Raw genomic sequence first — 23,354 nt, 5'->3', positions numbered from 1 at the left:
GATCATCGGGTCCCAGCGTAGGCGGCGACCGGGTGTGAGGAACTCGAGCCCTGGGGGTGCTCCGGGTCACCAAGAGCAATCCGTATCCTGAACTGGTGAACTGGACCGTCGACGTACCGATCGATCGCTTGCCGGAACTTCCTCCGCTGCCCGCCGAGCTCCGTCGGCGTCTCGACGACGCGCTGGCCCGCCCCGCGCTCCAGCAGCCGTCCTGGGATCCCGAGCAGGCCGCCAAGATGCGCACCGTACTGGAGAGCGTGCCGCCCATCTGCGTGCCCGCCGAGGTCGAGGAGCTGCGCCTGCGCCTGGCCGAGGTGGCCCGCGGCGAGGCGTTCCTCATGCAGGGCGGTGACTGCGCGGAGACCTTCGCCGACAACACCGAGCCGCACATCCGCGGCAATATCCGCACCCTGCTGCAGATGGCCGTGGTGCTCACCTACGGCGCCAGCCTGCCGGTGGTGAAGGTGGCCCGCATCGCGGGTCAGTACGCCAAACCCCGTTCCGCCGACATCGATTCGCTGGGCCTGCGGTCCTACCGCGGTGACATGGTGAACTCGCTGGTCGCGGATGCGGCGCTGCGCGAACACGATCCGTCGCGATTGGTCCGCGCCTACGCCAACGCCTCGGCCGCGATGAACCTGGTGCGGGCGCTCACCTCCGCCGGCATGGCCGACCTGCACAAGGTGCACGACTGGAACCGCGAGTTCGTGAGCCAGTCCCCGGCCGGCGCCCGCTACGAGCAGATGGCCACCGAGATCGATCGCGCGCTGGCCTTCATGAAGGCCTGTCGCGTCAACGATCCCAACCTGTCCAGCGCCCGGCTCTACGCCAGCCACGAGGCGCTGGTGCTCGACTACGAGCGGGCCATGCTGCGCCTGAGCGAGCACCCGGTCTCGGGCGAGCCGGTGCTCTACGACCTGTCGGCGCACTTCCTGTGGATCGGTGAGCGCACCCGTCAGCTCGACGGCGCGCACGTCGCCTTCGCGGAGCTGGTGGCCAACCCGATCGGCCTCAAGATCGGCCCGACCACCACGCCCGATCAGGCCGTGGAGTACGTCGAGCGCCTGGACCCCAACAACGAGCCCGGCCGCCTGACCCTGGTCGCGCGTATGGGCAATCAGAAGGTCCGCGACGTGCTGCCCCCGATCATCGAGAAGGTGCAGGCCACCGGCCACCAGGTGATCTGGCAGTGCGACCCCATGCACGGCAACACCCACGAGTCCTCGACCGGCTACAAGACCCGGCACTTCGACCGCATCGTCGACGAGGTGCAGGGCTTCTTCGAGGTGCACCACGCGCTGGGCACCCACCCGGGCGGCCTGCACATCGAGCTCACCGGTGAGAACGTCACCGAGTGCCTCGGCGGCGCGCAGGACATCTCCGACCTCAACCTCGAGGAGCGCTACGAGACCGCCTGTGACCCGCGCCTGAACACCCAGCAGTCGCTCGAGCTGGCCTTCCTGGTAGCGGAGATGCTGCGGTAGCTCCCCCGCCTCCCCCGGACTCGAGCGGGCGGCCGAGAGCCGTTGCCGGTCGTGCACCCGTGCCGGCGGTTGGTTGCCGAACCGATTTTGGCCGTACCCGGTGAGTTACCCCCACCGGCACGAAATCAGTTGTCGCCCTTCGCAACGAAGTGAAGAACGCTCAGAGCCCGGACCGCGATAGGCGGTCCGGGCTCTGGCTTTACGCATCTCGTCGCCCAAGGCGACAACTGATTTCGTACCGGTGCGGGTAACTCACCGGGTACGCCCGGAATCGGTTCGGCAACCAACCGCCGGCACGGATGCATAACGGTCAACGGCTCCCGGCCGCCCGCTGAAGGCTCGGAGAGGCGGGACAGCTACGGTATCGCTACCAGGGTGATGGTGGAGCCGGGCTGGACGGTGTCGCCGGGTGCGGTGCTCTGCGAGATGACGATCGAGCTGTCGTTGTTGGCGAGCTGCCGGACGGTGACCGAGAGGCCGAGGGCCTGCAGTTTGCTGCGGGCGGTGGAGACGTTGGCGCCCAGCAGGTTCGGCATGTCGATCGCGCTGTTGACGATGAGGACCACGCCACTGCCGGATTCGGTGCTGGTGCCCGTGGCGGGATCGGTGCCGATCACCTGCCCGGACTTGATCTTCGCGTCGTACTGGTCGCGGGTGGAGCTGACGGTGAGCCCGGCCTTCTGCAGGGCCGTCCTGGCCTCGTCCTCGGTCTTGCCGCGCACATCCGGCACCTTGACCGGCTGGGAACCCTTGCTGCGGTAGACCTTCACCTGGGCATTGGCCGGGAGTACGGTGCCGGGCCCCGGATCCACCTTGGCGACCGTGCCCTTCGGCGCGGTACTGCCCATCTCACCGGCGTCCACCGGCGTCAGTCCCGCGTCTCTGATGGCCTTGTCGACCGAGGTGACGTCCTGTCCGGGCTGGATGTCGGGGACCTTCGGCTTGCCGCTGGAGACCAGCACGGCGACCAATGAGCCCTTGGTGACCCGGGTGCCCGCGGGCGGATCGGTGCCGACCACATTGCCCACCGGGATCATGTCCGAGGCCTTCTGCCGGGTCTCGGTCTTGAAGCCCGCGCCCTGCAGTGTGGAAACGGCCTTCTGGGTGTCCATGCCGGCGATCGACGGCACCGCCGAATATCTGCCGACGCCGAGCCACCAGCCGCCGAGGCCCAGCAGCACCGCCAGCGCGACCACGATGCTCAACCAGATGACGACCTTGCGCCGCGACTTGCCGCGATCCTCGATCAGGTCCGAGCCGTAGCCGCGGCCGCCCGGCGCTCCGGGCGGCGGCGCGTACTCGGGCTGCGGCTGGTACTCCGGCGGGAGTTCCCGCGCCGCGGTCATCACCCGGGTCTGCTGCGCCTGCGGCTGCATGTGCACGGTCGGCGGGTCCGCGGGGAGCCGGGTGGTGAGATCGGCCGCGCCCGGCAGGGGCCGGGACGGCGGCGAGACCGGTACGCGCGGTGCGGGGGTGGGCCCGACCCGGTACTTGGCGCTGAGATGTTCGGCCGATTCGGTGGGCGCGGGCACCCGGTAGTCGGGCAGCTGCAGTTCGCGGGCGATGCGGCGCAGGTCGTTCGCCATCTCGGTGGCGTCGGCGTAGCGGTGCATGGGTTCGCGCGCGGTGGCGTGCGCGACCAGCTCGTCGATTTCCGGTGGGACGCCGTTGATCAGACGGCCCGGGCTGGGCACGTCCTTCTCGACCCGCTGCAGCGCGATCGACAGCGAGTTGTCGCCGGTGAACGGTGTTCGGCCGGTGAGCATTTCGAAGATCAGGACGCCCGCGGAGTAGACGTCGCTGCGGGCGTCGGCGGTGCCGCTGGTGACCTGCTCGGGCGAGAGGTAGGCGGCGGTGCCGAGGATCACGCTGTCGGAGGTGATCTTGGCTTCGGCGACCGCGCGCACCAGCCCGAAGTCGGCGATCTTCACCTCGCCGGAGTCGGAGATGAGCACGTTCTCCGGCTTGATGTCGCGGTGCACCAGCCCGGCCGCGTGGGCCACGCCGATGGCGTAGAGCACGGGTTCGGCGACGGCGCGCACCGCGTGCGGGGGCATGGGCCCGCGTTCGCGCAGCAGTTCGCGCAGGGTGCCGCCCTCGACCAGTTCCATGATGAGGAACGGATGGTCGCCGTCCACGCCCTGGTCGTAGACCGCGACCAGCGACGGATGCTTGAGTTTGGCCACCGCCCGCGCCTCGAGCTCGAAGCGGGTGAGGAATTGTGGGTCGCTGGCGAACTTCGGGTCCATCACCTTGATGGCGACCGGTCGATCCAATCTGGTGTCCACTCCCCGGAACACCATGGACATGCCACCACGCGCGATCGGCGCGTCGATGCGGTAGCGCCCTTCCAGCATCTGGCCGATCAAACTGCAACCCTTCCGATTTTCCCGAGCCCGCCCGGTGCGGCTCACCCGATGGTAGTCGCGTCGGGGTGTGATGCGACGGTCGCGACGCGAGAGACTACCGTGGTCGGCGTGAGTGCCTTTCCATGCAGCGAAGACGTTTTGCCGGATTCGGTGACCCTGATCCCGCTGCCCGACGTGGCCGACCAGTTGGGCATGGTGGTCACGCGGGTTCACCAGATGCTGCGCGACCACCAGATCCTCGCCGTCCGCCGGGACGGCGTAGCTGGCATCCCGAAGGAGTTCTTCGACTCCACGGGCGCCGTCGCCAAGCATCTGACCGGTCTGATCACGGTGATGCGCGACGGCAAGTACACCGACGAGGAAATCCTCGAGTGGATCTACACCGAGGACGACAGCCTCCCCGGCCGTCCCATCGACGCCATCCACGGCCCGCTGGCCCGTGAGGTCCTGCGCCGCGCCGCGGCCGACCCGTTCTGAGCCGCCTCCCGCCTCCCCGCGGCTCATCCGCCTCTCCGCGCCTTTTGCCGGTCGTGGGGAAGCCCCCTCATGCAGGTCGCCGGGCCGGCGGTAGGGAGCGGGTTGGCTTCTGGGCGTACCCGACGAGTTACCCGCACGGTGCCAAATCAGTTGACACGTAGGGATCGGAACACCTGCGCGCCGTGTCGTGTTTCGATGCGGCCCGCGGTCAGTTCTGGTTGATGCGCCGTGTAGTGGCAAGTTCCCGTGCCGCGACGCGCAACCGGCGATGCTGCGGTACCACCGCTCGGCGGGTGAAGACGGCGTAGTCGGCGCGTTCGATCTCGTCGAGGATGCTGCCGTAGAGCGTGGCCGCGGTGCGGATGGCCGGGCGCACGCGGGGGCTGAGCAGTTCGATGCCGGGGGTGGCGCGGCGGTAGACGCCGCGGTTGATGGCGATCAGGTGGACCAGCGCGCGTCGTACCCGCGGGTCCGTGCGGCCGGATTCCCGGCAGTGGTGCAGCAGTTCGGCGTCCACGCCGAAGGCCGCCAGTTCGTCGGCGGGCAGATACACCCGCCCGCGATCGAGGTCCTCGCCGATATCGCGCAGGAAGTTGGTGAGCTGGAAGGCCTCTCCCAGCGCCGCCGCCGCGGGTTCGGCATCGGCCACCGGGACGACGGTGCCCAGCACCGGCAGTAGTTGCAGTCCGATGGCGGCCGCCGAGCCGCGCATGTAGTCGCGCAGGTCGGCCATGGTGGGGTAGCGGTCGCGATACTGCGGCCCGCCGGGGATGTCCATGCGCATGGAGTCCAGGAACACCCAGAAGTGTTCGGCGGCAATCGAATACCGGCGGATGGTGTCGGACACCGCGAGCAGCGCCGGGTCCTCGGGCCCGGCGCCCGCGTCGATGGGCGCGTCCACCAGGCGGGCCCGCAGCTCGTGTTCGATCCGATCCAGCCGCGCCGCGGATTCCGCTGCGCGGCTGGGCGCGTCGCTCGCGTCGACGATGTCGTCGACCATCCGGGCGAAGGCGTACAGCGCGTGTACGGCCGGTCTTCGCTCCGGTTCCAGCAGCCGGGTGGCCAGGAAGTAGGTGCGGCCGTGGGCGGCCGCGATCCGGCGGCAGTCGCGGTAGGCGCGGTCGAGTCGTCCGGACTGATCCGGCAGTACGGTCTGGTCGGGCACGGCGGGCTGGTTCACGCTGGGCCGGGCGCGGGCGCGACGCCGAGCTGATCGGTCTGCGGGCGGGCGGCCCGCAGCTTCAGCGGATCCATCGTGCGCAGCGACAGCGCCGCCACCACGGCCGCGAGGATGGCCAGCGTGCCGTGCACGGAATTGGTCACGGGCGAACCGTCCGGCTGGAACACCAGCATGAGCCAGGTGCACAACCCCACCAGCACCTGCAGGGTCCGGGTGGACAGCGCGAATCCGGCGGCCAGCGCCAGCGGCCACGAGTAGTACCAGGGCAGTGCCGCGGGCGAGAGGATCACGATGGCCACGAACGCGACGAGGATGCCGAGCACGGCCTCCCGCTCACTGTTCCTGAACCGCCACCAGGCCCACACCAGGCCGGCCACCATCACCACCGCGCACAGGGTGCGGGTCCACGGCAGCACCGACTCCAACGGCAGCGGGGTCACCCAGCTGACCACGTGCGCCATGATGGTCGGCAGCGACAGCCAGTTGATGATCTTCTTGGACCCGGACAGCGCGGTGAGCCAGCCGATCTGGTGATCCCGCAGCCCGGTGGCCCAGGTGGCCAGCGCGAACACGGCCGCGAAGATGGCCACGCCCAGCGCGGTGATCTTGGCGAAGGTCCGGATCGGATGCGGCAGATCGCCCTCGTCCTGCGCCGCGCGTCGCTCGCGTTCGTGAATCATCCAGATCCACACCAGGAACGGCAGTGCCACACCGGCGGTCGCCTTCACCGCCACCCCGATCGCGACCACCACGATGCCCGCCACGTGATGATGCTCGAGCACCAGCGCGATGCCCGCGGCCATCAGGCCCACCATCAGCATCTCGTTGTGCACGCCGCCGATCAGGTGGATCAGCACCAGCGGATTCAGCACCGCCAGCCACAGCGCGATGGTCGGCTTGCCGCCCAGGTGCTTGGTCAGATGCGGGATCGCCCACACCATCAGCACCAGGCCCGGCAGCATCACCAGCCGCAGCGCGATGGTGCCCGCCACCACATTGTCACCGGTGATGGTGGTGATGGCCCGCCCGATCAGCAGGAAGACCGGACCGTACGGCGCGGTCGTGTTGAGCCAGACGGGGCTCACATTGTCCAGTACCGCAGCGGCATTCGCCTTCAACTCCGACGGACCGAACACGTACGGGTTGATGTGGTCGCGGAGCATCGCGCCCTGGGCCAGATACGAGTAGGCGTCGCGGCTGAACAGGGGGACCGAGAACAGCAGCGGGAAGATCCAGATGCCGACGATCGCGCGCAGCTCGTTGAGCGACACGGTGGCGCCCGGCTGCTTGCCGATCACGATGCGCCCCAGCCGGACCCACGCGGTGATCATGGCGATGACGCCGAGCCACACGAACACCGACGACAGCACCAGCCCGTGCCCGAACCGCAGCCACGACAGGTGCATGACCTCCAGCAGCGGGTCGCTGCGGCGCACACTGCCCGCGCCGAACCCGCCGAAGGTGATCAGCAGGGCGCCGAAGAATCCGAGCGTCGCCGCGTGTCCCTCGGGGCTGCGGGTGAAGTCGGAGGCGTGGCGCAGCCAGCGCTGCGTGGCGGTGCCGTCGATGGCGGGGGAGCTCGGGATGGCCGGTTCGGCCGGTGCGAGGCGCGTGGCGCCCGCGGCCTCCGGGATGGCGGCGTCCATGGAGGGGGTCGGCATAGGCGGTCGTTCCCCCCGGAAAGGTAGGCGGCGGCAGCCGCGTTGGTTCAGGACGCGGTCAGTCTAGTGTGTGGGCGCGGGGGCCACAGCCCCGGAGTCGGCGGATCCGACCCCGGCATGTCGTAGATCACCCGTCAGGCGCGCCGCCGCCAGTTTCCCGGACAACAGCACGGTCGGCACGCCGACACCGGGCACGGTGCCCGAGCCTGCGAGAACCACATTCGCGCGGCCCCGCACCAGGTTCCGGGTGCGGAACGGTCCGGTCTGCCGGAACAGGTGCGCGGCCGAGAACGGGGTGCCGGCGATCATGCCCTTGTCCCGCCAGGTGCGCGGGGTGTCGAGGTGGTCGATCCGGAAGTATCGCGAAATGCCTTGGTAGCCGCGCTCTTCCAGGGTGGCGAGCAGTTCGCGCAGGTAGTGGAGGCCGAGCTGTTCCCAGGCCAGGGGCGCGGCGTCGAGATTCGGGCACGGGGCCAGCAGCGAGAGCGGTTCATACCGCACGGTGTCGCGCAGGTGCCCGTCCCGGTCGATGTGCTGTTCGGCCCGCTCGATGTAGAGGGCCGGATCGGTGAGCGCGGGCCGGGTGAGCAGCAGCGAGGGATCGCTCATCAGCCGCCCGCGGCCGCGCCGGGCGGCGATCTCGCGGAAGGTCCGGTCCCACTCCTGGCCGAAGTCGATGGTGTGATGTGCCTGCACGGGCCAACTCTGGGCGACGGCGGCGGGAATCGTGCCGTGTGCCACCACCGCCGACGGCGAGGCCCGCAGTCCGATCCGGCGCCGCAGCCCGAAGCGCGGCAGCGATCCGAGGTCGGCGGTCACCACGACGGCGTCGCAGTCGACGACGCGTCCGTCTGCGGTGCGCACGGCGGTGGCCCGCCGGCCCGCGTAGTCGATGCCGATCACCTCGGCGTTCAGTTCGAGCGTCCCGCCCGCGGCGATGAACGCGCGGCCGAGCGCCTCGGCGATGGCCCGCATCCCGCCCTCGGGGTAGGTGACGCCCAGGCAGGTGTCCATGTAGGGGATCGCCCCGTACACCCCGAGCGCCCGGTTCGGCGCCATGCCCGCGAACAGGGCCTGGAAGCTGAACAGCCGGGCCACCTCCGGGTCCCGCACGAGGCGCCGGACCTTGGGCCCGAGCCGCCCGAACGCGCCGAGCCGCACCAGTTTCGCCAGCGCCACCCGCTTCTCCGGAATCCGCACCATGTCCAGCGGGGAATCGAAGTTGGTGTCCATGAACTGCCGGAACTCGGCCTCGTACACGTCTTTCAGCCAGCCGCGCAGCCGCCGGTAGCGACGCGCCGTGCCCGCCCCGCGCACCTGCGCGACCTCGGCCGCCATCTGCTCCTCGTCGGAGTAGACGCCGATCTCGGAGCCGTCCGCGAACCGGGCCCGATACGCCGGGGCCAGATCGAGGAGCCGCAGGCCGACCGACTCGCGCGTCTGCCCGACCACCGCGAGCGTCTCGTCGATGAGCTCGGGCAGGGTGAGAATCGTTGCCCCGGAGTCGATCTCGTAGTCCGGTCCGCGATACGCGCCGACCCGCCCGCCCGGGCGATCATCACGTTCCAGGATGGTCACCTGCCGTCCGGCCGCCGCCAGGTGCAGTGCGGCGGCCAGCCCGGACAGTCCGGCACCGATCACCACGACCCGATCGGCCGGTCCCCCAACAGTTCTCATGCCCCGCACCCTCGCGTCCGGCCGGTCAGTAGGAGCGCGCGGTCGCGGCGAGGGCCATGGCGCGCAGCTGCCGTTTGGCGTCCGGGGTGGCGGTGCTGGCGTCCAGGGCGGTGAGCGCCTGGTCGGTGAGCGAGCCGATCCGCTGCTCCACGGCGTCGACCGCGCCGAGTTCGGTGAGGACCGTACGCAATTCGGCGACCTGCTCGGGGGTGACGTCGGTGCCGAGGCTGGAGCGGATGAGGTCCGCGGCGGCCGGGACGGTGGCGTCGGCGCGCTGCAGGGCCTCGGCGATGAGGACGGTGCGCTTGCCCTCGCGCAGGTCGTCGCCGGAGGGTTTGCCGGTGACGGCCGGATCGCCGAAGACGCCGAGCAGGTCGTCGCGCAGCTGGAAGGCGATGCCGATATCGGTGCCGAATTCGCGGTAGGCAGCGACCAGTTCGGGGGAGGCCCCGGCCAGCGCCGCGCCCATGTGCAGCGGGCGCTCGATGGTGTACGCCGCGGTCTTGTACCGGTTGATCCGCAGCGCGGCCTCCACGGTCTCGTCGCCGGCGGACTCGCCGTGGATGTCGAGCAGCTGCCCGCCCAGCACCTCGGTGCGCATGGCGGCCCACACCGGGGCGAAACGCGCGGCCGCGTCGGCGGGCAGGCCGGCGTCGCGGGTCATGTCGTCGGCCCAGGCCAGGGCCAGATCGCCGATGAGGATGGCGACGCTCACGCCGTGGTGGTCGCTGTCACCCGCCCAGCGCTGATCCCGGTGCCGCTGTTCGTAATCCACGTGCACGGTCGGGAAGCCGCGCCGGGTGCGCGAGGAGTCGATGATGTCGTCGTGGATGAGCGCGCACGCCTGCACCAGTTCCAGCGCGGAGCACGCGGTGAGCACAGCGTCGGCGTCGGGGTCGTCGGCGCTGCGGCCCGCGCCCAGCCAGCCGGTCCACGCGAAGGAGGGCCGGGTCCGCTTGCCGCCACGGATGACGAAGTCCTCCAGGGCCGCCGCCGCGTCCACGAACACCGGTCCGAGCGGCGCGACGATCGGTTCCCGGGTGCGGAAGAAGGCGGCGAGACGGTCCTCCACGGCGGCGACGAGTGATCCCGCGCCGACCGGGTGGCGGGTCGGGGTACCGGGTCCGGCGGACAGGGGAGCCTCCTTGGTGAGAGCCGCGGCGCGGCGCATGCGCAGCCAGCGGGGTTGCGTCCGACTCTACCGACCACCGGGTCGCCGACGGGAATCGGTCGGGTTCGAATCGGTCTCACCTGCTGGGATAAGCGCAGGTCGCGGTCCAGCACCCGGTGCGGGCCCGTAAAATGTCCGCGTGAGTTTCGACAATGTACGGGGATATTCGACCCCAGGCCGAGTTTCCCGCACGCCTCGGGTGTCCGGAACTCGCTCCATAGTTCAGCAGCTGGGCCCGCGCCCGGACGGGTCGATCCCGTTCTCGGTCGAGTTCAATCCGCCGCGCGACGCCGCCGGTGAGGCGCGCCTGTGGCGGGCCGCACGCGAGTTCGAACGGCTGCACCCGGCCTTCGTGTCCATGACCTACGGTGCGGGCGGCTCCACCCGCGACCGCACCATCCGGGTCACCGGCCAGCTGGCGCGTGAGACCACGCTGCTCACGGTCGCGCACCTGACCGCGGTGGATCACTCGGTCGCCGAGCTGCGGTCGATCGTCGGCGCGTACGCCGACGCCGGCATCCGGAATCTGCTGGTGCTGCGCGGCGACCCGCCCGGCGACGTGCTGGGGGAGTGGATCAAGCACCCCGAGGGCGTCGAGTACGCCGACGAGCTCGTGCGCATCGTCCGCGACCTGGGCGACTTCCACGTGGGTGTGGCCTCGTTCCCGCAGGGCCACCCGCGCTCCACCGACCTCGACCAGGACACCCACTTCCTGGTGTCGAAACTCCGTGCGGGCGCGGAGTATTCGATCACCCAGATGTTCTTCGACGTGGAGCACTATCTACGCCTGCGGGATCGGGCCATCGCCTGCGATCCGGTCGAGGGCGCCAAGCCGATCATTCCCGAGCTCATGCCGGTCACCTCGCTGCGCACCGTGCAGCGCGCGGAGGAGCTGTCGGGCCGTCCGCTGCCGGCCGCGGTGATGGAGCGGCTGCGGAAGGCCGCGGGCGACGGGCCGGAGGAGGATCGCGCGGCGGTCCGCGAGGTCGGCATCGAGATCGCCACGGAGATGGCCCAGCGCCTCATCACCGAGGGCGCGCCCTGCCTGCATTTCATCACCCTGAATTTCGCCAAGGCCACTAGCGAAGTTTTGGCAAACCTTGGCTACACCATATCGGCGACTCCGGCGAACGCCTGATCCAACCACCCGGCATGCCGGATCAAATCCCGGGTACGTGCTGGTCAGCGGAGTAGCGTCGCCCTCGATTCGTGACCTCGAGGGGAGCTATCCATGTCCGTGTTCCACAGTCTCGTCCGTGTCGCAGGCGCTGTCGGCGCCTGCGCCGTCCTGACTGCCGCCGGTCCGGCAACCCTGGCCGGCCCGGCCGCCGCGGCCCCCGCCGATTCGCCCGCGGCGGCCGTGACCCAGGAGGCGGCCGCCGCCCTGGCAGCCATCACCGCCGCGGGCAAGACCGCCGGGCCCGATCCATCGGCCAGATCCAATACCGCCGGCCCAGCCGACTGGCTCTCGGCCTACGATCAAGCCGTCAACGGTTTGAAGGCCCTGGGCATCCAGCCCTTCCTCTACCCGACCGCCGCTCCCTTCTGCCTCGGCGGCACCACCCTCGGCATCGCCCCCGGCGTGGCGGGCGCCATCCCCGGCCCGTGGCCCAAGTACGCGGTTTCCATTCCCGGCCTTGATCTTTCGGCCGTCAAGGCGGGCCAGACCATGTTCGCCTTCGTCCCCTACGGCATCAACCCCGACGGCGCCGACACCTCCGGCATGCAGGTCGCCTGGTTCAACCTGTCCACCGGCCGCGGCGGCCTCGTCCCCATGGGCCCGCTGAGCCAGGTCCTCAATGCCATGATCCCGCCCCAGGTCCCCGCCGAACTCCGCCCGACGGTCGAACAGGCCGTCCACGACTACTTCACCGCCGCCCTCCCAGTCGGCGGCGTCCGCGCGGTCCCCGTCACCACCGGCTCCGGCACCGTCCTGGCCGCCGTCTTCGGCACCGTCCGCAACGGCACCTCCACCTGCTTCTTCCTCCCGACCATCGGCATGACCCCCGTCTCCTGACCGGCACGGTCAGCGGGTGCCGAGCGGGCGGTCCTTCCAGCGCAGCCCACCGGCCCGGTACGCGCGATGGGAGCGAAGCGACAGCGTCAGGTAGGCCGCGACCGACAGCGGGTGTGCCAGCGCGGCAACGAGATCCGCGCCGCCCGGGGTGCCCCCGCTCTCGGTCGAGCGGGCCAGCAGCCGGGCGGCGACCGCCGCGCCGTAACCCAGCAGTCCCATCCGGCGCAGTCGTCGCCGCCCACCTACTGCCGCCAGTGGCGGGGCCCAGAACGCCAGTGCCGCAATCGAACCGACCGCGAGGCTGCCGGCCGGGCCGCCGTAGGCGGACCACAGCCAGCGGGTGTATCCCTCGGTGAGTTCGGTGGTGTTGCGGTACATCCGGGTTTCGGCGAGGGGACCGGCCGCGACCAGAGCGGTGTGGCGTCCGGTGCGGCGGAGGCGGCGCGCGATCGCCAGGTCTTCGGTCATGCTGCCGGCCACGGCCGCGTGACCACCGAGGGCGGCGTAGGCCGCCACGTCGAAGACCAGAAACTGGCCGCAGGCTACGGCCATCGAGGGGCGCAGGGTGCGGTTGGCCAGGGCGATGGGCAAGGTCGAGGCCCAGGACCAGCACAGTAGTGGCTGGACCAGGCGCTCCACGGGCGATTCGGCGCGCTGCCGGGGCCACGGGCACACCAGGTCGGCCCGGGCCGAACGCAATTCGCGCACGGCTGCCGCCAGCGCGGCCGGCGCGAGCCGGATGTCGGCGTCGAGGAAGATCAGCGCGCCGGCGGGGGATCCGGGTGCAAGTGGCTCGAGGGCGAGATCGGCCAGGCGGGCGCAGGCGGCGGTCTTGCCGGTCCAGCCGGGTGCGGGGTCGATGTCGTTGCGGGAGAGCAGGAATCGATCGTCGTCGCCGATGGCGGTACGGGCGGCGGCGGTAGTGCCGTCGGTGGAGCCGTCGTCGAGGATCAGGATCCGGAGCCGCGGAATGCCCTGCTGGGCGCGCAGATCGGCGATGAGGGCGGGGAGGCGGGCGGCCTCGTTGCGGGCGGGGACGCAGACCGTGACCGGTTCGGTGACGCGTCGGCCGGCGGGCCGGAGGCGGCGGGTGCCGAGGCGGTTCGCCAGGGCGGTGGCGGCGCCGAGGGCGGCGACGGCGCTACCGGCCGCCACCGCCCTGGCGGCGAGGGTCATCGAGTCTTGGTGCGATCGGGGCGTAGCCAGCGGGCCGCGCGGACGTAGGCCGGCGGGTCGGGGTTACGGGTCATGAAGGCGAGGACCGCGACCACGGCCGCCACCGCGAGGGTGATGCCGCCGACGATGCCCGCCCAGCCGGCGAAGGAGCGCGTATTCGGGTCCGCGTAGCCGACTTCCGCGCGCAGCGTGCTGACATCGCCGGCGGGGAGCTTCCAGGACACCACGGAGTCGCCCTCGCGGGTGCCGTTGGTGGTGGCGACGCGGGCCGGGAAGGCCACGGTCAGCTGCACGTCGGAACCCTGGGCCGGCAGGCTCTTCAGGTCCACCCGGCCGCTCAGGGTGACCAGGTCGCCGGTGCGGCTGAAGACCAGGTTGAACATGCCGGAGGTCTGGTCGGACATGCCGCCCAGCTGCTGCACCTCACCGAAGGTGAGGTCGTCGAAATACACCTGGCTGCCGACGTATCCGTCCTGTGCGTAGGAATCGACCCGCACCTTGCCCTGCAACCCGTCGGGCGCCTTCAGCTGCGGCCCCTTGTCCTTGTCGTTCTGGGGCACGGCCGCCGCGACGATGCGGCCCGACACCCGGTCATTGGAGGACACACCCATCGACACCTGCACCCGCAGGCATCCGGTCAGCATGACGGCGAGCCCCGCGAACAGGACCACGGCCAGCATCCGCACCCACCGGCGCGGTCGCCGCGCTCCCGATGCGCTGGGATCCGACGGTGTCATGGATTCGGGCGTTTCCTCTGCTGTCGACATGTTGGGACTCGGCTGCACGGGTCACATCGTGCCATGCGACCCGGGCGACAGGGTGATTCGACGGGCGCTCAGCGTCCGAACCAGCGGAATCCCCAGCAGACCGAGCCCGCAGAACCCGTAGCCGGCCGAGATCGGCAGCCCCAGGAACACCGCGTGCGCCAGCGTCGAGCCCAGCCAGGTCCACAGGAACACCGCCACCGGTACCACCCGCGCCGCACCCGTATCCGGGGCGGTCCGATCCCACCACTCCAGCAATCCCGCCATCACCACCGCGACCGCGAACCAGCCGGCATAGTTGGTGACCGGAATCTGGCCCAGCCCCGGCAGTCCGGCGACCGTCGAGCGCCACGTCCACTGCCCATCCGCGACCAGCTGCGGATCCAGGAACAGATCCCACCCGACGGCCCCGAGCGCCGTGAGCGAAATCCGTCCGGCCGCACCATGAACCAGCATCCCGGCCACCACCCACACCGGATACAGCCCACCGGTCCAGGCCAGCGGCACGGTCAGCGGCACCCCGAGCAGCTCGGGCCCCAGCCGCCCGCTGGCATAGTCGTAGCTACCGAACGGGAACCCGGTCGCGATCCCCAGCACCTCCGCACCGAACCCGATCCCGGACACGATCGCCAGCAAACCCGCAGCCCACCGCACCCCGCGCGTCACCCCGGCATGCACGAGGGCCGTCCCCAGCGAGAGCAACACGACCACCACGGTCACCCGATCCCGCACCACCCCGTGCGCCAGCGGATACGTAATCTGCACCAGCACCAGCAACACCGCCGGGATCGCAATGATCCTCGGGGCCTGCTCGGCCGCCGCGGTCGACATATGCATCCGGCTGCCCGCCATGTCCCGATCAGCCGATCTCCAGGCGGGTCGCCGCATCGGACCACCCGCGGCCGCAAGGCGGCCGGATGGTCGAAACGGGACGGCATCCGCGAACCGGCCGTCGAGGGTGCGGTGCGGGCCACGTCACCGCCGTGCAGGAGGCGGGCCGCGCGCCGGTCCGCCATGCGGTATCGCCGCCGAGTGCTGTCGGCTCCGGCTCAGCCGCAACCGGATTCGCGGCGGAGCAGGATGGTCCGGGGTCCGTCATCGACGCGGCGCGAGGAGGCGGCGCGGGCGCAGGTCGTGTTCGACCAGGCGGGCCGCGCTACGGCCGCTCGCACCGGAGACGCCGCCGCCGGGATGCGTGGACGCGCCTGTGAGGTACAGCCCCGGCGCCCCCGGAACCCGCTGCCCCGAGAGCTCGGGCAGCGGCCGCCACATGAACATCTGGTCGATGGACATCTCGACGTGCATGACATTGCCGCCCAGCAGGCCCATCTCGCGTTCCAGGTCGGCGGGCGTCTGGACGAAGCGCTGCGTCACCGTCCCGGCGAATCCCGGTGCGTGCGCGTCGACTTCGGCGATGATGCGGTCGGCCTCGCGGTCGGCGTGCGCGGACCAGGCGGTGCCGTCGGCCAGGTCGTAGGGATGCCACTGCGACCACAGTGTGACCTGATGCTCGCCCACGGGCGCGATGCTCGGATCCAGGGCGCTGAAACTCATGGCCAGCACGACCGGTCGCGGCGGCAGATCCCCGGCCAGCGCGGCGCCGTGCGCGCGGCGCAGCTCGCGGCGATCGGTGACGAGAAGTTGCAGGCCGTGGGCGGACTCGGCGGTCTCCGCGCCCGGATACCGGGGCAGGTCGCTGAGCGCGGCCCGCACCACCATGCCGATGCCCGGCCCCACCCGAATGCGCCGCCGCCAGCCGGCGAGCACCCCGGCGTCGAATCCGCCCTGCTCCAACAGGTTCAGCGTGGTGAGGATGTGGGTGCCCGCGATCACGGTGTCCGCCTGCACGTTTCGCCCGTCCGCGGTGCGCACCTCCCAGGTGTCGCCGGTCCGGGCGATGGCGGTGACCGGGTCCCCGGCGCTCACGATGCCGCCGTCGGACTCCAGCCGCGCCACCAATGCCGTCGTCAGCGCCCCACTGCCGCCGACCGCGCGGCCCGGCGGCAGCGCGTGCATGAGCGCCGCGAATCCCACCATGGGCGCGGACCCGGGTTCGGACATGGGCGGCCCGGACTGCGCGCCGAACCAGGCCAGCGCGGCCTTGAGCCGCTCGCTGTCGAAGAGGCTGTCCAGCAGCGCGTCTCCGGTCTGCATCATCTCCCGCGAGAGGGCCCCGGCACTGGTGCGGCCGGTCGCCCCGGCGGCCTCGCGCGGGTCCATGCCCCAGAACGCCTTCAGCAGGTTCCCGCCCGTCGGCGTGGCCGAGAACGCCCGCATCACCCGGGCACTGCGCGGCCCCCACACGGTCACGAACCGCCGGTATGCCTCGGCATCCCGTTCCCCGCACGCCGCCGCGATGGACGCGCAGGTCCGGTCCACCTCGCGATGGAACACGATCGGCGACAGCCCGCTCCCGGGCGGTGCGGGCGCGAAAGCCCATGGGTCGCAATCGATGTACCGCAGCCCGAACCGGGCCAGCTCCAGTTCCTCGATGATCCCGGTGTGCCGGATCATGATGTGCGCCGACGAGCCCCGATCGACCAGGTGACCCGGGAACCGCTCCACCGTGGACACCGCCCCGCCCAGCACGGTGTCGCGCTCGAGCACCTCGACCCGATGCCCGGCCCGCGCCAGATAGCAGGCCGCGACCAGCGCATTGTGCCCGGAACCGACGATGACGACGCGGCGGGCGCCGAGGTTGCCGCGGCTCACAGGGGCAGCCGCCGGCCGAGCACCGCGAACCGCCGGGTGTCGCCGGAGAAGATGAAGTGCCGCACCACATCTCCGAACCCCTGCCGCCGGTACAACCGCCAGGCCCGGTTGGATTCGCGATCCACCTCGGGCGTGGACAGCAGCACGGTCGGCTCGGGCCGGTTCTGCAGCAGCCGGGTGAGCAGGATCTCGCCGAGCCCGCGGCCCTGCGCCGCCGGGTGCACGTGCAGTTCGGTGAGTTCGAAGTAGTCCGAAAGCAGTTCTCGCGCGGCGTGTTCGGGCCATCCGGTGCGCCGCATGCCGCTGTACACCTGCTGGTGCCACCACTGGTGCGGCGCGCCGTGATACCCGTAGGCGATGGCCACGATGGGCGCGGTGCGCAGGTCGAGCCGTCCGTCGTCGTCGGGCAGCACCGCCGCCACCGCCTGCCAGCCGGGCCGGGTGGTGTGCTCGGTCCACATGGGCGCGCGCTGGTGTTCGGTGCCGCGCGGGTAGTCCATCGCCGCCACGTAGACCGAGAGGGCGTCGTGCAGCCGGTGCCGCAGGGTAGCGGCCGACAGGTCGACCACCACGGGCGCGGGCGTCGGTTTGGGGGTGACTGCGGTCATCGGCTGGACGCAACTCTCGTTGGCGCGGACGGATGGGGTCGACAGTAGCGCCACGTAGGGGCGTCAACTTGTCGGTGGGTCTCTCTATATTCAAACGCACGAGAAACCTTCGAATATCTGTTCGATCTTTCCGGCGGGCGAAATGCCTGATCGGGACCGGATGTCCTCATGGAAGGCGAATCAGGTGTACGAGTGGGGAGGTACCCGAAATGAGCGGGAAAACTGAACGACCGGGCCATCCCGGCCGCGCCGGCGATCTACTGCGCAAGGCGGACGGTCTATTGCTGGCAGCCCAGGGGGAAACCGACCCGGCGGAGCGCTTCCGTACGGCCTACCTCGCCGCCCTCCGCGGTGCGGGCGCCGTGCTGGCCCTCACGGGGGCAGACCGCGCGCCCCGCGCGCGTTCTCGCAACGCCTGGGTCCTGATGCAGCGCGCGGCACCGGAATTCGTGATGTGGGCCGACTATTTCACCGGTCAATCCGAGACCAGAGCGGCCCTGGAGGCCGGGTTGCCGCGGCCCATCGACGATCGCCGCGCGGACGAGTTCGCTTCGCGGGTAAACGCATTCCTGCACGACGTGGCGGACCTGCTGGCCGCCGCTGCCCGCCTGCGCCCCAGTTCAGGGTGGGTAACCGGAATGCTGGCGTGAGTATCGGCGAGTAGGTGGTCGCCGTCTGATCGAACTCGTATTATTGGTGACAGACAGCCGCCAAGGTCGGCTATCCGTCGTCTACCCGGAGACGACAGCCACCACCTAGTGCCGGGGGAGGTACCGTGCCACTCTCCGAGCACGAGCAGCGCATGCTCGAACAGATCGAGAGCGCGCTCTATGCTGAGGATCCGAAGTTCGCCTCGACTGTTCGGGGTGGACGGTTACGTTCTGCCACTGGTCGACGCAGACTTCAGGCGGCCGCCCTGTTCGTCCTCGGTCTGTTCCTATTGGTGGCCGGTATTGCCGCACCGTTCAAGCCGGGCGGCTTCCCGATCATCAGTCTGGTCGGATTCATCGTCATGTTCAGCGCGGGTGTGCTGTTGCTGATCGGTGGCCCTCGGATGGGCACGGCGAGCAGTCGCGGCGCCGATGCGCATCCCAGCGCGGGTGGCGCTCCCGGCGCCGGCCGCGGGAAGCCCCGGAAGCAGGGCGGGTTCTCCGCGCGGATGGAGGACCGGTTCCGCAAGAGGTTCGAACAGGACAGTTGACCGGGCTGCCGTGCCGCCGAAGGCTTTCGGCGCCGCGCGGCAGCGGACCATGATCGGCTAACTGAAGATCCAGCGACACGCCGTGGCGCCATACCGAGTTGAGGTGTGGCGCCACGGCGTTTCTCGTTGGTGCCGATTCGGCGTGTCGGGAGTGGTCCAGGATTCCCCACACCTCCCCACGGAGCTTCCCCACCGCGCCCCACGAATGCCGGAAATGCACGCTATCTGCGGGTTTGCTGGCGGTTGTCGGATGCTCGCCCGCGCGCGTCGCGCGTGTCGGGGGAACTGCGCGAAATCTTCCCCACCTCGGTGATAGCTGGTGTGACCTGCGAAGTTCGCCAAGCGGGGACCGAGATCACCGACGCTTTCGATTGAAAGTGGGGGAAAGTGGGGTAATGTGGAGCCCGCACTACAGGAGGCCGAACAGTCGAGAGGGTGATCCGGCAGGAGGTGTCGAGGCTTGTTTCTCGGGACCTATACCCCTCGGTTGGACGACAAAGGGCGACTGACGTTGCCTGCGAAGTTCCGGGACGAGCTGGCGGGAGGGTTGATGGTCACGAAGGGACAGGACCACAGCCTTGCCGTGTATCCCAAGGACGAGTTCACCGCGCTGGCGCGGCGAGCCGCGGCGGCATCCCGGTCCAATCCGCAGGCCCGCGCATTCGTCCGGGCCTTGGCGGCTTCCAGTGATGAGCAGCGTCCGGACGCACAGGGCCGGATCATGCTGTCGGCCGAGCATCGCCGCTACGCCAATCTGTCCAAGGATTGCGTGGTGATCGGTTCGGTCGACTTCCTCGAAATATGGGACAAGACGGCGTGGGATTCCTACCTCGCTGAACACGAGGAGGATTACTCGCAGGCCAGAGACGAGTCGCTGGGCGAGATCTTCTAGCCCGCAACGAGGCGAGTGCCCTGCGGCCTCTGCCCGACACCGACCCTGACGTACTTCCCCAACGCCAGGTGCGGTGCTTCGGTCAGAGACCACGGGGCATTCGCCCAATTCGAAGGTCCTTTTCGCCAGCGACCCCAGGTGGCCGTGCGAATGAAACGTGAGGCAGGAATTCCGGGAGGTCGACGTGCACCGAGGCAGTGACGGCCCCCGCCATGTTCCGGTTCTCCTCCATCGTGCCGACGAAATCCTCGGTCCCGCACTGCATTCCGAGGGCGCGGTCTATCTGGACTGCACGCTGGGGCTCGGCGGTCATGCCGAGTACTTCCTGCAGACGTATCCGAACATCCGCCTGGTCGGGCTGGATCGCGACACCGCGGCGCTGAAGCTGGCGGGCGAGCGACTATCCCCGTTCCGGGACCGGATCACCCTGGTGCACACCAGGTATGACGGCATCGCGCCCGCGCTGGAGCAGGCCGGGCTACCCGACAAGGGTTCGGTCAGCGCGATTCTGATGGACCTGGGCGTGTCCTCCATGCAGCTGGACGAGGCCGACCGCGGCTTCGCCTACTCCATCGACGCACCGCTGGACATGCGGATGGACTCCAGCACCGGCCCCACGGCCGCCGACGTGCTCAACACCTACAGTCACGGCGAGCTGGCCCGGGTGCTGAAAACCTATGGCGAGGAACGGTTCGCGGGCAAGATCGCCGCCGAGATCGTGCGGCGTCGTCAGCGCACCCCGTTTACCACCAGCGCACAGCTGGTGGAGTTGCTCTACGACGCCATCCCGGCCGCGGCCAGGCGCACGGGCGGGCATCCGGCCAAGCGCACCTTCCAGGCCTTGCGGGTGGAGGTCAACCGCGAACTGGAGTCCCTGGAGGCCGCGCTGCCCGCGGCGCTGGACGCGCTGGCCCCGGGCGGCCGCATCGTGGTCATGAGCTACCAGTCCCTGGAGGACCGGGTGGTGAAGGCGGCACTGGCCAAGCGGTCGGTGTCGCGCACCCCCCTGGACCTGCCGGTCGAATTGCCGGGTATGGGACCGGAATTCAGGATTCTGACCCGCGGCGCGGAGAAGGCCACCGAGCAGGAGATCGAGGACAACCCGCGGGCCGCTCCGGTGCGCATGCGGGCGGCCGAACGGATCGTAGGGGAGGAGCAATCGTGAGGTTCCGGGGTGGAACGGCACATCGAGCGGGCAACCGCTGGATCGGAGCCGCACCATGACGATCAGGACGCAGGCGACGGGCCGGGGGGCCCGCCGGGTGCAGGCCGCCGAACGGGTGAAATCGGGTGCGGCGCAACGGGCCTACGCGCGCCGGCGCAATCGGGAGGGCGGGGCCGACCTGCCGGGTATGCGCCGCGGTCGGCGCAGCGATCCGATGCCGCGCGGTCGCATGTCCTTCGTGGCCACCATCATCGCGCTGCTGGGCTGCGGCCTGGCGCTGACGCTGTTGCTCACCACCCGCGCCACCGAGGACAGCTATCAGCTCGGCGATCAGCGCCGCGCCAACCAGAAGCTCTCCGACGAGCGGGACGCGCTGCAGCGTGAGGTGGCCTCCGCCGATTCGGCTCCCGAATTGGCCAAGCGCGCAGCCGAACTGGGCATGATCCCGGCCAAGGATCCAGCCCGGCTGGTGATCGGCCCGGACGGTCAGGTCACCGTGGTCGGCAATCCGCAGCCCGCTGAGGGCGCGCCCGCACCGCCGCTCAACACGACGCCGTCGCCCGCCCCGCCGCCGTCGAAGCTGCAGCAGGCTCAGGGTGAGCGGGTGGTCCCGGTGACCACGACGCCCGCCCCGCCGGCCACCACCGCTGCGAATCCCGTTCCGGCGGCGCCGATCACGGCTCCGCAGAACCCGCAGGTGCAGGCGAACGGAGCGCCCCGATGAGCCGCACCGAGGCGCCGGCGAACGGGGCTGGTCGATGAGCCCAACCCGCGCGGGGCGCGGGCGTGATTCCGGCCGGAGCCGGTCCGATTCCGGTCGAGGGCGGGTCGCCGCCGCCGGCCGGAGCCGGTCGGGTTCCGGCCGTGCCGGTTCGGGGCCGGGCCGGCAGTCCAGACCGCGGCCCGCTCCGGGATTGGACTCGAGCACGCGCTTGCGGTTCGGGGTGGGCCGGCTGGTCATGCTGGTGGCGCTCGTGGTGGCGGCCATCCAATTGTTGTGGGTGCAAAGTGTTTCCGCGCCGAAGCTGTCGGCGGAGGCGGCCAGCCAGCGCACCGTGAAGGTGGCCGATCCGGCCAACCGGGGACCGATCACGGATCGGTACGGGAAGTCGCTGGCATTCACCATCGCGGCGAAGGAGCTGAGCTTCCAGCCGGTGCGGGTGCGCAAGGATTTGGCGGACGCGCACGACAAGACGCCCAAGACCGCGCCGGATCCGGATGATCGGCTGGCGGCCATCGCCAAATACATTCACGAGAAGCTGGGCAATGACGCGCCCGAGAAGGACATCCTGGCCAAGCTGAAGAGCGACGAGCCGTTCGTGTACCTCGCGCGGAATGTGGACCCCCGGGTCGCCTCGGACATCACTCTGCAGTTCCCCGAGGTCGGGATGGATCGGCAGGATATGCGCGAGTACCCGGGTGGCTCCCTGGCCGCCAATGTGATCGGCGCGACCGGCTGGGACGGGCACGGCCAGATCGGCCTGGAGTCCTCGATGGACGCGCTGCTGGCCGGCTCCGACGGCTCGGAGACCTACGACCGCGGCTCCGACGGCGCGGTGATCCCGGGTTCGTGGCGTGATCGCCAGCCCGCGGTGAACGGCTACGGCCTCGAGCTCACCCTGGATTCGGATCTGCAGTACTACGTGCAGCAGCAGGTGCAGCAGGCCAAGGACCTCTCGGGCGCGAGCGCGGCCTCGGCGGTGGTGCTGGACGTGCACACCGGCCAGGTGCTGGCGATGGCCAACGACAACACCTTCAATCCCGCCATGGGACCGCAGTATTGGTCCACCACCGATCTGGGCAATCCGTCGGTGCAGGAGGTGTTCGAGCCGGGCTCGGTGAACAAGATCGTCACCGCGGCCGCGGCCATCGAATACGGCCTCACCACTCCCGATGAGGTGCACCAGGTTCCGGGCAGCATCTTCATGGGCGGTGTCACCGTGCACGACGCCTGGGAGCACGGTGTCGCCCCCTACACGACCACCGGCATCTTCGGTAAGTCCTCGAACGTGGGCACCCTCATGCTGGCGCAGCGCGTCGGCGAGGACCGTTATTTCGACATGGTCAAGAAGTTCGGCCTGGGCCAGCGCACCGGCGTCGGCCTGCCGGGTGAGAGCGCGGGCGTGGTGCCCGCCCGGGACCAGTGGTCCGGCTCCACCTTCGCCAACCTGCCCATCGGCCAGGGTCTTTCGATGACGACCCTGCAGATGACCGGCATGTACCAGGCCATCGCCAATGACGGCGTGCGGATGCCGCCGCGCATCGTGAAGGCCAAGATCGCCCCGGACGGCACCCGCACCGAGGAGGAGCCGCCGGAGGGTGTCAAGGTGGTCACCCCGCAGACCGCGCAGACGCTGCGCCAGATGTTCCAGGCCATCGTGCAGAAGGATCCGCGCGGCATCCAGAGCGGCACCGGCGGCCCGGCCGCCGTGGAGGGTTATCAGATCGCGGGCAAGACCGGCACGGCCCAGCAGATCGACCCGAAGTGCCGCTGCTATTCCAGCGACCGCTACTGGATCACCTTCGCGGGCATGGCCCCCGCCGACAATCCCCGCTATGTGATCGGCATGATGCTGGATGCGCCGGTGCGCAGCTCCGACGGCAGCGGCGGCGGTTCGGCCGCGCCCCTGTTCCACAGCATCGCCTCGTGGCTGTTGCAGCGCGACCGCATCCCGCCGTCGCCGCCTGCCAAACAGCTGATTCTGCAGGCGAGTTAGAGCAGGGAGCGGATGGTTGTGACGCCCACCGCCGCCGGTGCGTGCACCGGCGGGTGACCGAACTCCGCCGTGCCGATCGCGCG

General features: G+C 70.3%; 20 protein-coding genes. 10 read left to right on the top strand and 10 right to left on the bottom strand.

Annotated features, from left to right (window positions below):
* Nucleotides 1–95: 95 nt before the first annotated feature.
* Entirely contained in the window at nucleotides 96–1,484 is a 1,389-nt protein-coding gene (locus ABZV44_RS29455) for a class II 3-deoxy-7-phosphoheptulonate synthase (RefSeq protein ID WP_354843080.1), read from the top strand.
* Between the two features lie 356 nt (nucleotides 1,485–1,840).
* Here the strand turns inward: ABZV44_RS29455 and ABZV44_RS29450 are convergent, their stop codons facing one another.
* On the bottom strand, nucleotides 1,841–3,853 hold the full coding sequence (locus ABZV44_RS29450; protein ID WP_354843077.1) for a PASTA domain-containing protein: 2,013 nt from the start codon (nucleotides 3,851–3,853) through the stop codon (nucleotides 1,841–1,843).
* Nucleotides 3,854–3,961: 108 nt separating this feature from the next.
* On the opposite strand from ABZV44_RS29450, the gene ABZV44_RS29445 reads away from it, so the two are divergent.
* On the top strand, nucleotides 3,962–4,330 hold the full coding sequence (locus ABZV44_RS29445) for an Rv2175c family DNA-binding protein (RefSeq protein WP_354843075.1): 369 nt from the start codon (nucleotides 3,962–3,964) through the stop codon (nucleotides 4,328–4,330).
* A 208-nt stretch (nucleotides 4,331–4,538) separates the two neighbouring features.
* Here the strand turns inward: ABZV44_RS29445 and ABZV44_RS29440 are convergent, their stop codons facing one another.
* From ABZV44_RS29440 to ABZV44_RS29425, 4 genes are all read right to left on the bottom strand, one after another.
* Complete coding sequence (locus ABZV44_RS29440; protein ID WP_354843072.1) at nucleotides 4,539–5,495, bottom strand: phytoene/squalene synthase family protein; 957 nt, start codon at nucleotides 5,493–5,495, stop codon at nucleotides 4,539–4,541.
* An 11-nt stretch (nucleotides 5,496–5,506) separates the two neighbouring features.
* The gene (locus ABZV44_RS29435; RefSeq protein ID WP_354843069.1) at nucleotides 5,507–7,171 is read right to left on the bottom strand and encodes an alpha-(1->6)-mannopyranosyltransferase A; all 1,665 of its coding nucleotides are present in this window, start codon (nucleotides 7,169–7,171) and stop codon (nucleotides 5,507–5,509) included.
* A gap of 63 nt (nucleotides 7,172–7,234) precedes the next feature.
* Entirely contained in the window at nucleotides 7,235–8,848 is a 1,614-nt protein-coding gene (crtI, locus tag ABZV44_RS29430; protein ID WP_354843066.1) for a phytoene desaturase family protein, read from the bottom strand.
* A 25-nt stretch (nucleotides 8,849–8,873) separates the two neighbouring features.
* On the bottom strand, nucleotides 8,874–10,019 hold the full coding sequence (locus ABZV44_RS29425) for a polyprenyl synthetase family protein (protein ID WP_354843063.1): 1,146 nt from the start codon (nucleotides 10,017–10,019) through the stop codon (nucleotides 8,874–8,876).
* 139 nt (nucleotides 10,020–10,158) lie between these two features.
* Between ABZV44_RS29425 and ABZV44_RS29420 the strand changes: the two genes are divergently transcribed.
* The gene (locus ABZV44_RS29420) at nucleotides 10,159–11,157 is read left to right on the top strand and encodes a methylenetetrahydrofolate reductase (RefSeq protein ID WP_354843060.1); all 999 of its coding nucleotides are present in this window, start codon (nucleotides 10,159–10,161) and stop codon (nucleotides 11,155–11,157) included.
* A 93-nt stretch (nucleotides 11,158–11,250) separates the two neighbouring features.
* Nucleotides 11,251–12,036 (top strand): hypothetical protein, encoded by a 786-nt coding sequence (locus ABZV44_RS29415; protein ID WP_354843057.1) that lies wholly within the window; start codon nucleotides 11,251–11,253, stop codon nucleotides 12,034–12,036.
* A gap of 9 nt (nucleotides 12,037–12,045) precedes the next feature.
* Here ABZV44_RS29415 and ABZV44_RS29410 read toward each other — a convergent pair whose 3' ends face one another.
* The 5 genes from ABZV44_RS29410 to ABZV44_RS29390 form a co-directional block, all read right to left on the bottom strand.
* The gene (locus tag ABZV44_RS29410; protein ID WP_354843054.1) at nucleotides 12,046–13,212 is read right to left on the bottom strand and encodes a glycosyltransferase family 2 protein; all 1,167 of its coding nucleotides are present in this window, start codon (nucleotides 13,210–13,212) and stop codon (nucleotides 12,046–12,048) included.
* The gene (locus ABZV44_RS29405; RefSeq protein WP_354843235.1) at nucleotides 13,209–13,892 is read right to left on the bottom strand and encodes a DUF3153 domain-containing protein; all 684 of its coding nucleotides are present in this window, start codon (nucleotides 13,890–13,892) and stop codon (nucleotides 13,209–13,211) included. Before ABZV44_RS29405 ends, ABZV44_RS29410 begins: the two co-directional genes overlap by 4 nt.
* A gap of 108 nt (nucleotides 13,893–14,000) precedes the next feature.
* Nucleotides 14,001–14,813, bottom strand: a complete 813-nt coding sequence (locus tag ABZV44_RS29400) for a carotenoid biosynthesis protein (RefSeq protein WP_354843051.1) — start codon at nucleotides 14,811–14,813, stop codon at nucleotides 14,001–14,003.
* Between the two features lie 258 nt (nucleotides 14,814–15,071).
* A complete protein-coding gene (locus ABZV44_RS29395; protein WP_354843048.1) occupies nucleotides 15,072–16,688 on the bottom strand; it encodes an NAD(P)/FAD-dependent oxidoreductase in 1,617 nt (538 codons plus the stop codon).
* On the bottom strand, nucleotides 16,685–17,296 hold the full coding sequence (locus tag ABZV44_RS29390) for an N-acetyltransferase (RefSeq protein WP_354843045.1): 612 nt from the start codon (nucleotides 17,294–17,296) through the stop codon (nucleotides 16,685–16,687). The genes ABZV44_RS29395 and ABZV44_RS29390 overlap by 4 nt, the downstream gene beginning before the upstream one ends.
* 209 nt (nucleotides 17,297–17,505) lie before the next feature.
* On the opposite strand from ABZV44_RS29390, the gene ABZV44_RS29385 reads away from it, so the two are divergent.
* The 6 genes from ABZV44_RS29385 (at nucleotide 17,506) to ABZV44_RS29360 (ending at nucleotide 23,271) form a co-directional block, all read left to right on the top strand.
* Complete coding sequence (locus tag ABZV44_RS29385) at nucleotides 17,506–17,946, top strand: SAV_6107 family HEPN domain-containing protein (protein ID WP_354843042.1); 441 nt, start codon at nucleotides 17,506–17,508, stop codon at nucleotides 17,944–17,946.
* 125 nt (nucleotides 17,947–18,071) lie between these two features.
* Nucleotides 18,072–18,497 carry a DUF3040 domain-containing protein gene (locus tag ABZV44_RS29380; protein WP_354843039.1) on the top strand — a complete coding sequence of 142 codons (426 nt, stop codon included), beginning with the start codon at nucleotides 18,072–18,074 and terminating at the stop codon, nucleotides 18,495–18,497.
* Nucleotides 18,498–18,957: 460 nt separating this feature from the next.
* Nucleotides 18,958–19,389, top strand: a complete 432-nt coding sequence (mraZ, locus tag ABZV44_RS29375; RefSeq protein WP_213560465.1) for a division/cell wall cluster transcriptional repressor MraZ — start codon at nucleotides 18,958–18,960, stop codon at nucleotides 19,387–19,389.
* Nucleotides 19,390–19,573: 184 nt separating this feature from the next.
* Nucleotides 19,574–20,554, top strand: coding sequence for a 16S rRNA (cytosine(1402)-N(4))-methyltransferase RsmH (gene rsmH, locus ABZV44_RS29370; RefSeq protein WP_354843035.1), 981 nt, complete (start codon nucleotides 19,574–19,576; stop codon nucleotides 20,552–20,554).
* Between the two features lie 55 nt (nucleotides 20,555–20,609).
* The gene (locus ABZV44_RS29365) at nucleotides 20,610–21,278 is read left to right on the top strand and encodes a hypothetical protein (protein ID WP_354843032.1); all 669 of its coding nucleotides are present in this window, start codon (nucleotides 20,610–20,612) and stop codon (nucleotides 21,276–21,278) included.
* Between the two features lie 235 nt (nucleotides 21,279–21,513).
* Nucleotides 21,514–23,271: a penicillin-binding protein 2 gene (locus ABZV44_RS29360; RefSeq protein WP_354843232.1), complete on the top strand. Its 1,758-nt coding sequence runs from the start codon at nucleotides 21,514–21,516 to the stop codon at nucleotides 23,269–23,271.
* Nucleotides 23,272–23,354 lie beyond the last annotated feature (83 nt).

Origin of the sequence: Nocardia sp. NPDC004860 (assembly GCF_040609015.1) — a bacterium.
Taxonomy (GTDB): Bacteria; Actinomycetota; Actinomycetes; order Mycobacteriales; family Mycobacteriaceae; genus Nocardia.
The sequence above is the reverse complement of the archived record's forward strand: the minus strand, read 5'-3'. Positions and strand labels throughout refer to the sequence as shown.

Excerpts from the sequence above, each read along its gene's own strand:
- ABZV44_RS29435 (WP_354843069.1), bottom strand. The coding sequence starts at position 7,171 with ATGCCGACCCCCTCCATGGACGCCGCCATCCCGGAGGCCGCGGGCGCC.
- crtI (WP_354843066.1), bottom strand. The coding sequence starts at position 8,848 with ATGAGAACTGTTGGGGGACCGGCCGATCGGGTCGTGGTGATCGGTGCC.
- ABZV44_RS29425 (WP_354843063.1), bottom strand. The coding sequence starts at position 10,019 with ATGCGCCGCGCCGCGGCTCTCACCAAGGAGGCTCCCCTGTCCGCCGGA.
- ABZV44_RS29415 (WP_354843057.1), top strand. The coding sequence starts at position 11,251 with ATGTCCGTGTTCCACAGTCTCGTCCGTGTCGCAGGCGCTGTCGGCGCC.
- ABZV44_RS29410 (WP_354843054.1), bottom strand. The coding sequence starts at position 13,212 with ATGACCCTCGCCGCCAGGGCGGTGGCGGCCGGTAGCGCCGTCGCCGCC.
- ABZV44_RS29405 (WP_354843235.1), bottom strand. The coding sequence starts at position 13,892 with ATGCTGGCCGTGGTCCTGTTCGCGGGGCTCGCCGTCATGCTGACCGGA.
- ABZV44_RS29400 (WP_354843051.1), bottom strand. The coding sequence starts at position 14,813 with ATGCATATGTCGACCGCGGCGGCCGAGCAGGCCCCGAGGATCATTGCG.
- ABZV44_RS29390 (WP_354843045.1), bottom strand. The coding sequence starts at position 17,296 with ATGACCGCAGTCACCCCCAAACCGACGCCCGCGCCCGTGGTGGTCGAC.
- ABZV44_RS29385 (WP_354843042.1), top strand. The coding sequence starts at position 17,506 with ATGAGCGGGAAAACTGAACGACCGGGCCATCCCGGCCGCGCCGGCGAT.
- ABZV44_RS29365 (WP_354843032.1), top strand. The coding sequence starts at position 20,610 with ATGACGATCAGGACGCAGGCGACGGGCCGGGGGGCCCGCCGGGTGCAG.
- ABZV44_RS29360 (WP_354843232.1), top strand. The coding sequence starts at position 21,514 with ATGCTGGTGGCGCTCGTGGTGGCGGCCATCCAATTGTTGTGGGTGCAA.